This is a genomic window from Paenibacillus sp. FSL H8-0282 (assembly GCF_037963825.1).
Classification (GTDB): Bacteria; Bacillota; Bacilli; order Paenibacillales; family Paenibacillaceae; genus Paenibacillus_AQ; species Paenibacillus_AQ odorifer.
The window spans coordinates 2,837,381-2,849,977 of the sequence record NZ_CP150146.1 but is presented as its reverse complement, the minus strand read 5'-3'; the positions used below and the strand labels follow the sequence as shown (position 1 = coordinate 2,849,977).

Annotated in this window: 15 protein-coding genes; 4 read left to right on the top strand and 11 right to left on the bottom strand. The window is 44.6% G+C overall.

Annotated elements, in window-relative coordinates:
- Nucleotides 1-23: 23 nt before the first annotated feature.
- A complete protein-coding gene (gene fabV, locus NST94_RS12380; RefSeq protein ID WP_076301833.1) occupies nucleotides 24-1,214 on the top strand; it encodes an enoyl-ACP reductase FabV in 1,191 nt (396 codons plus the stop codon).
- A 19-nt stretch (nucleotides 1,215-1,233) separates the two neighbouring features.
- Here the strand turns inward: fabV and NST94_RS12375 are convergent, their stop codons facing one another.
- The 6 genes from NST94_RS12375 to NST94_RS12350 form a co-directional block, all read right to left on the bottom strand.
- Nucleotides 1,234-1,491, bottom strand: coding sequence for a DUF2164 domain-containing protein (locus NST94_RS12375; RefSeq protein ID WP_076125970.1), 258 nt, complete (start codon nucleotides 1,489-1,491; stop codon nucleotides 1,234-1,236).
- A 72-nt stretch (nucleotides 1,492-1,563) separates the two neighbouring features.
- Entirely contained in the window at nucleotides 1,564-2,535 is a 972-nt protein-coding gene (locus tag NST94_RS12370; RefSeq protein WP_076301955.1) for an aminoglycoside phosphotransferase family protein, read from the bottom strand.
- 5 nt (nucleotides 2,536-2,540) lie between these two features.
- The gene (locus tag NST94_RS12365; RefSeq protein WP_076101695.1) at nucleotides 2,541-3,509 is read right to left on the bottom strand and encodes a sugar phosphate isomerase/epimerase; all 969 of its coding nucleotides are present in this window, start codon (nucleotides 3,507-3,509) and stop codon (nucleotides 2,541-2,543) included.
- A 34-nt stretch (nucleotides 3,510-3,543) separates the two neighbouring features.
- Nucleotides 3,544-4,614: a Gfo/Idh/MocA family oxidoreductase gene (locus tag NST94_RS12360; protein ID WP_248548113.1), complete on the bottom strand. Its 1,071-nt coding sequence runs from the start codon at nucleotides 4,612-4,614 to the stop codon at nucleotides 3,544-3,546.
- 22 nt (nucleotides 4,615-4,636) lie between these two features.
- Nucleotides 4,637-5,734 (bottom strand): Gfo/Idh/MocA family oxidoreductase, encoded by a 1,098-nt coding sequence (locus tag NST94_RS12355; RefSeq protein ID WP_036686323.1) that lies wholly within the window; start codon nucleotides 5,732-5,734, stop codon nucleotides 4,637-4,639.
- A complete protein-coding gene (locus tag NST94_RS12350; RefSeq protein ID WP_339282011.1) occupies nucleotides 5,727-6,494 on the bottom strand; it encodes a sugar phosphate isomerase/epimerase in 768 nt (255 codons plus the stop codon). Before NST94_RS12350 ends, NST94_RS12355 begins: the two co-directional genes overlap by 8 nt.
- Before the next feature lie 277 nt (nucleotides 6,495-6,771).
- Between NST94_RS12350 and NST94_RS12345 the strand changes: the two genes are divergently transcribed.
- On the top strand, nucleotides 6,772-7,590 hold the full coding sequence (locus tag NST94_RS12345; RefSeq protein ID WP_339282010.1) for an AraC family transcriptional regulator: 819 nt from the start codon (nucleotides 6,772-6,774) through the stop codon (nucleotides 7,588-7,590).
- Nucleotides 7,591-7,695: 105 nt separating this feature from the next.
- On the opposite strand, the gene NST94_RS12340 is transcribed toward NST94_RS12345, so the two are convergent.
- Together NST94_RS12340 and NST94_RS12335 are read right to left on the bottom strand one after the other, a co-directional pair.
- The gene (locus NST94_RS12340; protein ID WP_076189905.1) at nucleotides 7,696-8,427 is read right to left on the bottom strand and encodes a class I SAM-dependent methyltransferase; all 732 of its coding nucleotides are present in this window, start codon (nucleotides 8,425-8,427) and stop codon (nucleotides 7,696-7,698) included.
- Nucleotides 8,428-8,488: 61 nt separating this feature from the next.
- A complete protein-coding gene (locus tag NST94_RS12335; RefSeq protein ID WP_076301831.1) occupies nucleotides 8,489-8,695 on the bottom strand; it encodes a hypothetical protein in 207 nt (68 codons plus the stop codon).
- Nucleotides 8,696-8,857: 162 nt separating this feature from the next.
- Between NST94_RS12335 and NST94_RS12330 the strand changes: the two genes are divergently transcribed.
- Nucleotides 8,858-9,538 (top strand): TIGR00266 family protein, encoded by a 681-nt coding sequence (locus tag NST94_RS12330; protein WP_036686316.1) that lies wholly within the window; start codon nucleotides 8,858-8,860, stop codon nucleotides 9,536-9,538.
- A gap of 73 nt (nucleotides 9,539-9,611) precedes the next feature.
- Here the strand turns inward: NST94_RS12330 and NST94_RS12325 are convergent, their stop codons facing one another.
- The gene (locus tag NST94_RS12325; RefSeq protein WP_036686314.1) at nucleotides 9,612-10,091 is read right to left on the bottom strand and encodes a transcriptional repressor; all 480 of its coding nucleotides are present in this window, start codon (nucleotides 10,089-10,091) and stop codon (nucleotides 9,612-9,614) included.
- 318 nt (nucleotides 10,092-10,409) lie between these two features.
- Between NST94_RS12325 and NST94_RS12320 the strand changes: the two genes are divergently transcribed.
- Nucleotides 10,410-11,066: an S-layer homology domain-containing protein gene (locus tag NST94_RS12320; RefSeq protein WP_076125959.1), complete on the top strand. Its 657-nt coding sequence runs from the start codon at nucleotides 10,410-10,412 to the stop codon at nucleotides 11,064-11,066.
- Between the two features lie 95 nt (nucleotides 11,067-11,161).
- Here the strand turns inward: NST94_RS12320 and NST94_RS12315 are convergent, their stop codons facing one another.
- Together NST94_RS12315 and NST94_RS12310 are read right to left on the bottom strand one after the other, a co-directional pair.
- Complete coding sequence (locus NST94_RS12315; protein WP_076189904.1) at nucleotides 11,162-11,914, bottom strand: amino acid ABC transporter ATP-binding protein; 753 nt, start codon at nucleotides 11,912-11,914, stop codon at nucleotides 11,162-11,164.
- A gap of 13 nt (nucleotides 11,915-11,927) precedes the next feature.
- Nucleotides 11,928-12,596, bottom strand: a complete 669-nt coding sequence (locus NST94_RS12310; protein ID WP_036686309.1) for an amino acid ABC transporter permease — start codon at nucleotides 12,594-12,596, stop codon at nucleotides 11,928-11,930.
- Nucleotide 12,597: the final 1 nt, after the last annotated feature.

The window sequence follows — 12,597 nt, the reverse complement described above, 5'->3', positions numbered from 1 at the left end:
ATGAAAGAGAGGAAACTATTATTATGATCATAAAACCTAGAACACGTGGCTTTATATGTACAACCGCACATCCGCAAGGCTGCGCTCGTCAAGTCGAGCGGCAAATTGAGTATATTAAGGCACAACCCGCGATCAAAGGACCCCGGAAGGTACTTGTCATTGGCGCATCCACAGGCTACGGCCTCGCCTCACGGGTTACAGCCGCCTTTGGGGCTGGAGCCAGCACAGTAGGCGTATATCGGCCGAGCAGCAGCAATGGAGCCCGTACAGCCTCTGCTGGGTGGTACAATTCCGCCGCCTTCGAACAACTTGCGGAGTCTGCAGGCCTGCAATCCTACAGCGTTACGGGAGATGCTTACTCCAAAGAGACCAAAGAAAGAACGATTCAGCTGATCCGCAGCGAATTAGGACAAGTCGATTTGGTCATCTACAGTGTTGCTTCTGGGCGCCGTACAGACCCGGAGACAGGTGAAGTATATAACTCTGTTCTCAAACCTATTGGCGACACCTTTACCAACAAAACTGTAAATTTTCATACGGGTGAAGTCACTCAAATCTCCATCGAACCCGCGACCGATAAGGAAGCTCATGATACCGTACGGGTGATGGGCGGTGATGATTGGCAGTTATGGATAGAAGCACTCCAGCAAGCCGGAGTATTAGCTGATCACGCAACCACTATTGCTTATTCGTATATCGGATCAGAGCTTACTCAAGCCGTATATCGCCAGGGAACGATTGGACTTGCTAAAGACCATCTCGAAGCTACGGCAAGAACACTTAACGAAGCGTTATCTGTTACTCACGGTAGAGCTTATGTAGCGGTCACAAAAGGTCTTGTCACACAGTCCAGCTCGGCGATTCCTGTCGTGCCCCTCTATATTTCCGCCCTTTACAAAGTCATGAAAGAGCACGGTCTTCATGAAGGTTGTATTGAGCAAACCTATCGGTTGTTTGCTGAACATCTCTACGCAGCGAAAGGAACTCCTGTGGATGAAGAAGGGCGTATCCGTATAGATGATTGGGAATTGTCTCCGGCAGTCCAGCAAGAAGTTATAGAAATCTGGGACCAGCTTACTTCAGACAATATCTACGACCTAACGGATCTGCATAGCTATAAACAGGAATTCTTCCAGCTATTTGGATTCGAGACTGAAGGTGTAGATTACGAAGCTGATACTGATCCAGACGTAACTGTTATAAATCTGCGCTAAAATTAATCGTGTTTTTGGATTATCTTCTGCCTGAGGATAAGGGTTGTTCGAGAGCATAAATCTCCTCTTCCAGAGAAATCATCTTTTGCTCAATCATTTTTCGTGCATCTGCCAACGCTTGATTGTAAATATAAGGCGAAAGTTCTTTGAGCATAAAATCGAGAAGGTTCTCGCTGGCTAATTGCCCAATTTCACTGGACAGCTCTGTGTCAAAATATTCTTGAATACTAGCTGTAATCTGAAGCTTATGTTCTCTCGGTATTTTTAACGGCTGCATGGTAATCCTCCAATCTAATTAGATACAGGAAAATGACGTGCTTTCGCACGTCATTTTTCACACCTATAACCTTCATTCACTGCTGCCTTTAAAACGGTTCCAACCCTCAGTCAAGTTATCATGCGTCCAACGGACATAACCTTCGTCTGCATATTTGCGTGAATAACATTCGATAGCAAGAATAAGATCAAGATAAAGATCATAAAGCTTCTTCCGCTGAATCTCGTTCGGACTGTCGTAGGTTGTTCCGTACCCCTTATAGAAACTGGCAGAATTCTCAAAATGCCTAAAATAATACTCCATCAGCACATCGCCCCATAGGGCTCTCTCCCAGTCAATCAGCGATACGATGACTCCATCCTTCACAAATACATTCCCATTCCATAAATCCCAATGCACCAGTCGTGGCTCGGTTACGGCATCTAATGCAGGGAGATACTTGGAAACCTCCTGCATAATCTCTTCACTGGACGCAGGGAGCTGTGCATTCAGCCTCTTGGCATCAGCAAGCACACTTTCCATCAGGCATGAAAAGGTCTCTCTCCACGAGGCTCTTGGCTCCTCTGAATCCGTTCCAAAAATGCCAAAACGTTCTCCGCGTATCTCATTGATTATGCGATTGTAACGCCCCAGCTCAGTTTCGATAGCGTCTCTCTCCGGAAGCGAAAGACTCTCCTTTACATCACTGTAGGGCTGGCCCTCCACCTTCTCCATAAAGAAATACGGAATAGGAATAAGCAGCAGACTTTCATCATAATGGTAGACGGCAGGCACGGGCACAACACCCTTATCTGCAACCATACGGAGAGCTTCCACTTCAGTTCGCATAATGTTCTTCTCGTAACTTAACGTATCTGTCTCTACAGCAGGGGCAACCTTTAGAATGACAGATTTCCCAGTGCTGAGTTCCAAATCATAGGCTGTATTAAAAAAGCCTCCCGTAAGTTCTGAACTAAGGTTAACCGCAGTTTCTGAACCGAAAACCGCTTTCACCAAAATATCCAGCTGTTCATCATTTAATTTAACTTTCGTGAAGCTCTCCATTTCGTTTAAACCCACCACATTTCTGTCAGTGGCTCCTCAATCAATACTTGTTGAAGGTTACTTACAGCTTTGGAGAAACCTTCTTCAATAGACATCAGCCCATCTTCATGCTCGATACTAACCACATAGTCATACCCAACCAAACGAAGTGCACTAATAATGTCAGCCCAAGTCTTAAGATCATGTCCAAAGCCGACAGAACGGAACTGCCAAGCACGGTCAAGCATCTTGGTATACGACTGCATATCAGTTAATCCGTGCATATTGACATTCACAGGATCAATAACGGTATCCTTCGCATGGAAGTGATGGATTGCACCTTGGCGTCCCAAAATATGAATCGCTTGCACAGGATCAATTCCTTGCCACCACATGTGACTCGGATCAAGGTTCGCACCGATCACTTCACCTGCTGCTTCTCTCAGCCGCAGCAGAGTACCTGGTGTGTGTACAGAGAATCCGCCATGCAGCTCAAGACCTACCTTTACATCATGCTGAGCGGCAAAGGCACCCCATTCTTTCCAATAAGGAATAACCTTGTTCTCCCATTGCCAGTCCAGAATTTCTTGATAATCATTGGGCCATGGAGCTACAGGCCAGTTCGGATATTTAGCACCCTCATGATCTCCAGGACATCCAGAGAAGGTATTCACAACCGGAACCCCTAGCTTCTGCGCCAATTTGACCGAGTTTACGAAATCCTCATGATCCTTTTGAGCAAGTTCTTTTTGCGGGTGCAATGGGTTACCGTGGCAGCTCAAAGCACTGATTGTAAGTCCGCGAGATTCCACGGCATGTTTGAATTCTTGTAAGGCTGTTTCATTCTCCAGCAGCATTTTAGGGTCGCAGTGGCTGTTGCCAGGATTGCCTCCCGTACCGATTTCTACCGCCTTTAGCCCTTTGGATACTACGTAATCAAGAGCATCCTCCAGCTTACGACCTCCAAACAAGACCATAAATACTCCAAGTTTCATTGTAGGCCACCTCCTCTTGGAAATAGTTTACTTATTATTTATCGTAAAGATCAAAATTCTTCACCACTTGATTACTCTCAGCAGCTTCAAAAATAACTTCAATCAAATTCTGTACCCGCATAACCTCAGCGTTCTTAACGATAGGTTCTGCAGTACCCTCAATGACAGCAGCGAAATTATCATAAAAGCTAGAGCTTAACTCCGACGGCTGAGGTAATTCCTCAGTGATCGTTGCCCCCTCCGATGGAGGTGCCATAGTTTTAGTTAGTCCTACACCTGCACGAATCGGCTTCGGTTCGATTTTTTCGCCTGCATTATTTCTTGTCACCAATCTTCCAGTTAAAGACCAGTCTTCAATAATTCCAGTGCCTTCGATACCCTTCACATACCATCTTGGCAAAGTAATAAAGTTAGTCGTGCCAACCTCTACGATCGCTTTAATTCCATTCTCAAATTGCAGAATAGCTTCAAAACCGTCATCGACATCGTTTCCTAAAATAAAGCTTAGACTACTGCTCACACTGGTGATTTTGCTATCAATCATGAATAATAGCTGGTCCAATAAGTGAACGCCCCAATCCAGCAGCATCCCTCCGCCTTGTGCCTTAACATGACGCCAGTCACCAGGAATTCCGTTCGCTCCGTGCACACGGGATTCGATCTGGAATAGGGATCCAATCGTCTCCTCGTCGTACATTTTTTTGATGGTTAAAAAATCTTCATCCCAACGTCTGTTCTGATGCACCATAAACACACGTCCGGCTTGATCAGCCGCCGCCAGTATTTCTTGAAATTCAACCTTAGATAGAGCAACTGGCTTCTCACAAATGACATGTTTGCCAGCTTGTAATGCACGAATCGCAATTTCTTTGTGCACATCGTTCGGTGTGGCAATTAGAATAATTTCGACCGAAGAATCTGCCAATACTTCTTCATAACTTTGGTACGCCTTGTAGCCAGCGTCGTTGGAATTGGTACGACGTGCTTCAAGCACATCGTACGTTCCAACTACGATTAAGGTAGAGGTCTCTTTTATCAATCCTGCGTGATAACTTCCCATTCCTCCAAAACCAACAATGACTACAGAATGTCTGTTTGAACTCATGAACTTCACACCTGCTTCTCGTTTAGTTATCTGATGTTCCGTCAAAATACACAGCACGACCTGTACGGGAAGATTCGTAAATAGCCTCCAAAATTTGGGTAACGACAAGGGCTTGTTCAGGTTTAACTACTGGTTCTTTATCTTCCCGAACTGCTTCAAGCCACAAGCGAGCTTCACGATCGGATTCACTCTCTTGTCCTCCGTTAAAGAAAGCTACTCCCCCTGCGGACAAGTCAATTTTAGTCTCGTATAGACGGCCACCACGGTCACCATTTAAGCGTAACCCGTCCTTCATATCTGCGCCACCCTCTGTACCTGCTAGGAGCGTCTTCGCTTCTCCAAATTCAGATACATTAAGAGCCCAGCTTGATTCCAGTACAATTGTAGCACCATTTTCCATGGTAATAAATCCAAATGCTGAATCTTCTACTTTAAATTGTTCAGGGTCCCATGGACCAAAGGCATTTCCGCCGTTTTTACGGTTACCGAGCTTATGGAAAGTCGAGCCCATAACACTACGCGGTTTATAATTGTCCATCATCCATAATGTTAGATCAAGCGCATGCGTACCGATATCGATCAGCGGACCGCCGCCTTGCTTTTCTTCATCCAGGAATACGCCCCATGTAGGAACCGCACGACGACGAACGGCAATCGCTTTTGCATAATAGATCTCACCAAGCTCACCGTTTTCACAAACGTCTTTAAGATATTCACTATCCGCACGATAACGGTTCTGATAAGCTACAGACAATTTCATGCCTGTACGTTTGGCAGCCTCTAACATTTCCTGTGCTTGAGCTGTAGTCTTCGCCATTGGCTTCTCACACATTACATGATTGCCAGCTTCCAATGCTGCGATTGTGATCACGGAGTGACTGTCATTCGGTGTACATACATGCACGATATCGAATCCTCCGGCTTTCAAAAGCTCTTGATAATCTGTATATACAGCCGCGCCTTCAGCACCATAGGTTTTTGCTGCTTCCTGTGCACGTTCTTCGACGATATCACAGAAGGCTACCATTTCAGCATCTGCTTGACGTGACAAACTTGGCATATGTTTTCCATTAGCAATTCCACCGCAACCGACAATAGCAATTCTCAACTTTTTAGACATGAACATTTCCCCCTTGATTAGCGTATGCTTTTACCCATTTCAAACTATCTTCTACACTTCCTAATGGTGAACGGCTGCAATAATCCTGCTCCACTACCGCCCACTCTACCTTTGCCTGTACAGCCGCATCAAGAATTGCTGTAAGGTTTACTTCTCCTTCGCCTAGAACAACCGTTTCCGGTGAACCATCCTCATGTTTCTTCAAATCTTTAAGATGGATGATTGGCAACCGGCCAGCGTATTTGTTGATATATTCTACGGCATCATAACCTGCGTGATGTACCCAGCATGTATCCATTTCAACTTGCAGCAAATCAGCTGGCACCTCTTCAAACAAACCGTCAAACGCTGTACGGTCACCATATCGATCAGTTAACTCAAAGTCATGATTATGGTACAAAAGAACCGCTCCACGCGCCTTACACTTTTCTCCAATAATCTTCAGATTCGCAGCAACTTCTTCATAGTTACGTTGTTCTTCTGACAGATACGGCACAATCAGATGATGATTTCCAATCTCCAGGTTGTACGCGATCTCTGCCTCTGTATCATTCAACAACGCGTCATAGGGACGGTGTGCGCCCAGCGCTACTAGTCCAAGTTCATCAAGCAATTGTTTGACATCTGCTGCGCTACGGCCGAAGTAATGGAAAAACTCCACACCTTTATAACCAAGGGCTGCTACTTTACGCAGTGTCCCTTCAAAATCCTGTTCCAGTTCTTCTCTGAGCGTATACAATTGCAGGCCTATCTTCAGCATTTTCGAATCACTCCAATTGGATTTAAAGTTAGCTTTCTGTAGTGACAATCACTTGAACAATAATGCTGTAACAGAATTGACTAATCTGATTCACATCAGTTTCCTTAAACTGTCATTCTTGTAAGCACAGCTAATACCGACTGTTTCTAGCGTTGATGGTCGATTTCTTTCTTTATTGCTTAGCTACATAGTAATATGAAAGCGTATATATTAAAATGAATAATATGATTAAAACATGAACAATCTGCTTATCATTTCAATACACTCAGGAGGACCTATGACTCATTCTGCTACCTGTCACGTATTATCAGCCGGATTTTCTTTTCATCGCAAGCCTTTTCATATGTCTCAAAGTCAAGGGAACCAGAACTTTCTTATACGTCTGCAAACGGAAGGAAGAAGCCGTGCATTGATCAATGGTGTGATGTCACCTGTGGAAAGCGGGGATATTATGCTATTCGCTCCAAATGATCCTTACTATTTGATCATAGATAAAGAAGAGTACCCTGTGGGCAAGCCACGAATTGAAAGCGGAGATTATCATATCTTTTGCGGAGGAACATGGATTGATGAATGGTGGCAACGTTCACAAAGACCCACTCGCCTAAGTGTGCCGCTTAGTGAGAGTTTTCTTGGCTTGTTTCGCCAATTGATTCTGGAGCACCGTCGACTTTCCGACTTCTCTCCAGAAATATCTGCCTGCTATCTGCAAATTCTATGTATGGAAATCGACCGGCTAATTACAGACCAGCCAGCAATTACTCCAAAAGGTTATCTGGCATACCGAATGAAGCAATATGTTGAGGAGCACGCAACCCTACCCTTTCTATTGGAAGATGTAGCAGGTTTTGTGGGTATATCCGTCTCGCGGGCCGTTCATTTATTTAAGGAAGCCTTTGGGACCAGTATTATTAAATATGTAAACGATGTCCGACTGGAAATGGCCAGAGAACGGATAACCTTCAGTCCCATGCCGCTGGAGCAAGTAGCAGAAACTTGTGGTTTTGCGAACTACACCTATTTTCACCGGGTCTTCCGAAGTCGTTTCGGGATGTCACCAAGAGAATATCGTGTGCACAGCAGAGAACAGGTGTAAATGAAGTAAACCCGTTTCATTGCAAAAGGGTTGTCCCTTAGTAGAAAAAGCTACTTTTAGGACAACCCCTGCTTCTATATTCGAATATAACTCGTGAGCATGAGATTATTCTTTTACAGCCGAAATGATCAGGAACATCGGTCTACGCTCCTCATCCTTCATCCAAGGATCATTACTCATTTCTTCTGAAGGCTTTGGTTCTTTAACCGCTTTAATAGTAAAGCCAGCTTCAATCAGGTCATTAAAGTAGGTGGAAATCGTGCGATGGTATTTAATCACATTTTCTGTTAAGAATTTAGTTTCACGAAGTCCTTCTGATTGATAATGATCTACGGGCCAATGCAGGCGGTTGCCTTGCTCATCGGCATACCAGTCTTGCTCTTCACGTGAAGTAAAGATTGGATGCTCCACTGAAAAAATAAAACTCCCGCCAGGCTTAAGAAACGAATGCACCTTTCGGCAGATGGCTGCAAAAGATTCAATATAGTGGAAAGCCAATGAACTGAGAACCACATCAAATTGCTCGCTCGCAAAATCAATGTCCTCAATCGGCAGCTGGATATAAGTTATAGCAGGATCGTTCGTTTTTTCACGCGCCTGTTGCAGCATTTTTTCAGAGATATCCACACCTATAACTGAACTCGCCTGCTGCTCACGGGCGTATAGGCAATGCCAGCCAAAGCCGCAGCCCAGATCAAGCACACTTTTATTATGTAAGTCTGGAAGAAGCGCCTTTAATACATGCCATTCTCCTGCTGCTGCAAGCCCTCCAATAGAACGGGGCATTTGCTGGTAGGCGGAGAAGAAATTCGAATCGTCATATTTATTTTGTTTCATCAGGGATACATCTCCTATATATTATTTCTTCAATTACTATACGCTGAGCGATGTTCTCTTATCAAATAGCCAATAAAAAAGGAGCATCATCTTGGAAGATCTGCCCCTTATATCTATTCTTATTCAATTGTTCCTGCTTGCTTGGTGTTAATCGTACATGCTGTGAAATGGCTCCATAATCACTATTCAATCTACGACTCTGTGCTGCGCACCAGGTTCCGGAGCGCTCTGCCTTACGCAAGGCTTTTTGTGTCTTGGTTCGTGCCATGTGACACCACTCTCCTATTCATGGGTGAATGATTATTGATCTTACATCTATAAGACAACTTCATTTTAACATATTCCAGACTATGAGCGAAGCAAGAATTCCGTTACACTTAGAGCAAAGCTAGTATTCTATCTTATCTAAATAGATGCGGAGGTTTAAAGGATGAATTACCAGGTTTTGTATGAAGGTGCTTTTGCTATGTTAAAGGTCCAACTAAATCCCGGTGAAAGCGTAAAGGCTGAAATGGGCGCAATGGTCGCGATGTCACCTAACGTAGAATTAAAAGGAACCGTGGATGGTGGTTTAATGCGCGGTCTCGGGAGAATGCTGAGCGGTGAGAAATTCTTCTTTCAAGAACTTAGAGCGACCCGTGGTCAAAGTGAGGTATTGCTGTCGCCTGGCTCACTCGGCGATATTCAGGCGATAGAATTAGACGGATCGTATAAACTGTTAGTTCAAAAAGACGGATTTCTCGCCGGAACTGAAGGCATTCAAGTAAATACCAAAATGCAGAATTTAACCAGAGGGCTCTTCTCCGGTGAAGGCTTCTTCATTGTAGAAATCAGTGGCAGAGGAACGGTGTTCCTGTCTTCCTTCGGTGCTATCCATGCAATAAATTTAGGACCTGGTGAAGAAATGATTATCGATAACGGACACCTCGTAGCATGGCCAGACTATATGGACTACAAGGTGGAAAAGGCAGCCTCTGGCTGGCTTAACAGCATAACTAGTGGTGAAGCACTTGTCTGCCGCTTCCGTGGAGAAGGTGTAATTCTCGTTCAGAGCCGTAACCCTGGCAGTTTCGGAACGTGGATCAAATCCTTTGTACCTACTCGAAGCTAGACTTCCTAGAACGCAGTAATCAAAAAAGACACAGGCTTAGAGAAAGCCTGTGTCTTTAGGTTAGAAAGCAATCTTACGAGACTGCTTTATCTGCTTCTGCTTTTGCTTTTTTGCAGCCAGTACGTTTACATGTTCCATAAGTACCCTTGAAATCAAGGCGGTGATCCGTGACGTTAAAGCCATATTCACGTTCCACTCTTCTCTCCAGCTCCACAAGCCAGTCGTCCTTAATTTCCTCCAACCGACCGCATACGCTGCATATCAAATGATGATGCATATGCGAATGATCGTTCCCGCGCAAATCGTAACGGGCAACTCCGTCTCCGAAGTTCATCTTCTCTACAATGTGTAGCTCACATAAAAGCTCAAGTGTACGGTATACCGTTGCCAGGCCCAGATGTGGATAGCTGTTCTTAACAAGCATATATACTTCTTCTACGCTTAAATGATCCTTCTCATTGTCGAGCAGAACGTTCACTATAGCTTCACGCTGAGGCGTTAATTTATATTTTTGCGCCGCAAACAATTGACTGATATTTGATATTTGATCCATTTGGTCTCCTACCTTCCCGGAACGATTTAACATCCGTACCCTCTGAGACGCTCCTATTTATGCAGTTAAGACAAACCATAAATAGTAATCGTTACGATATAATCATAACAAAATTAACCACGAATGAAAAGAGCCTGACATCATTATATCATTTCATGCCACTTATCCAAAGTACTACACCCCAATCTGGCCTATATTTCTATTAAAATCTACTTTTTCGTGAAATAATACAGATTAGACCGCAACCTTTCCATAATTTACAACGTTAAAGGAGTGACAAAGGCTAAGGAGCCTATCCATACAACGAGGTGAAAAGACATGAACATGAAAAAAAGCACACTAGCAGCGATCACAACCGTAGCCATTTTCTCCTTTTCTTTGGGTGGTCAGATGTTTGCAGCTGGGAACACCTTTAAGGATATTGATAACATAAACGGCAAAGAAAAAATCATTTCTTTAAAAAATCAAGGGTTAATTAAAGGTGTCAGCGAATCTCAATTTCTCCCTGGCTCTAAGGTAACTACAGCCCAAGGGATTCAGTTTATCTCCGGCGGTCTTCAGCTCAGCCTCGCAGCCATTGACTTTAACAAAGCTCCTGTTGCCAGCGGCTTGTTCACAAAAGTAAAAGACAAAGCCTGGTACGCTGAAGCCTTCATCAATGCTTATTACAATCAAGTTAAGCTTCCAAAAGACATTGATCCTAGCCTAATTATGACCAAAGAGCAATTCACTAACTATCTAGTGCAAGCGATCGAAGGCGTTGGTAATCTGCCGATGATCAATATCGTTCCAGTAGATATCGCCGATGAAGCGTCATTGACCCCTGCGTATCAAGGCAGTATTCAGCGCTCCCTGAAATACAAGATCAATACTCTAGACGCTAACGGAAAGTTTAATCCAAAAAGCGAACTCACCCGTGCCGAAGCAGCGATTATGCTTTACAACGCTTTGGAGTTCCTGAAAACTGGAGGATAAGCCAAATTTCAGTTACTCTTCTCATTTGAATAATCTACACACGAAAAAGCAGCTCCGGATGATTCCCGAGCTGCTTTTTCATATATATTGTCTTTCTACTCTTCTTCACCATTCAGTCTATTCAGAAATTGCAGAGCCCGGGGATTCTTCGGATGCTCCAGCACTTCTTGCGGCGTTCCTTGCTCTAAGATATGACCGCCATCCATCAAAATGATCCGGTCCGCTACATCGGCGGCAAATTTCATCTCGTGGGTCACAATCACCATAGTCATACCTTCTGCTGCTAATTGTTTGATGACCTTAAGCACTTCCCCTACCAGCTCGGGGTCGAGCGCCGAAGTGGGCTCATCAAACAACAGCACTTCTGGATCTACTGCCATAGCCCGGGCGATGGCCACTCTCTGCTGCTGTCCTCCTGACAGCTGATGTGGATAGTTATCAGCTTTATCAGCCAAACCCACCTTAGCCAGCAGTTGAAGGCCCCGCTTACGCGCTTCTTCCTTGGTTCGTTTCAAGACAGTTACCTGTCCCTCCATCACATTGCCTAGCGCAGTCATATGCGGAAATAAATTATACGATTGAAAGACCATCCCTGTTTTCTGCCGAAGAGCTAATACGGAATTCTGAGGAATTTTCTTATGATCTGTAAAATTGATGGTGATATCCCCGAGTGACAGGCTGCCTTGATCCGGGATTTCCAACAGATTAAAACAGCGCAGCAGTGTAGTTTTTCCGGAGCCGGATGGCCCAATAATGACAAGTACCTTTCCATGCTCCATTTTCAGATCAATACCCTTTAACACTTGGAGTGCGCCGAAGGATTTATGCAAATTAATGATTTCAATCACAAGTATCTCTCCTTTAGGTCGCAGAGTAACGATCGAGTCGTTTCTCCAAGTAATTTTGCAGCGCCGACAGCACAGAACAGAACACTAAATAAAACAATCCTGCTTCGGAGTATACCAGCAGAGGCTCATAAGTGGTAGAGGCTACCTGCTGAGCAGTTCTAAACATCTCCGTATAGGTGATGATCGCTGCAAGCGATGTATCTTTGACCAAGCTAATAAAAGAATTGGATAACGGCGGTACAGAAACGCGTGCAGCTTGTGGCAGAATTACGCGGCGCAGAGCCTGCCCACGAGTCATCCCGACTGAGAACGCAGCTTCCCACTGGCCTTTATGTATCGACAGGATAGCAGCGCGTACGATTTCCGATGAGTAAGCCCCTACGCTAAGGGTAAATCCAATGGTGGCGGCAATGAAAGGGTCGAGTACAATACCAACAGCCGGCAAACCATAAAATATAATAAATAGCTGCACTAACAACGGGGTTCCCCGAATGACCCATACATAAAAACGGGCGATTAGCTTCGGAATTACCCACGGTGAAAGACGTGCCAACGCGGTTAGGATCGCCAAAATCAATCCAAGCACAAAGGAAAGTAGCGCCAACGGAATGGTAAAAGCCACCCCGGCTTTAAGCAGGGGTAGCAGTGTATCTAAGAAAATTTGTATTTTGCGGTCATCCATT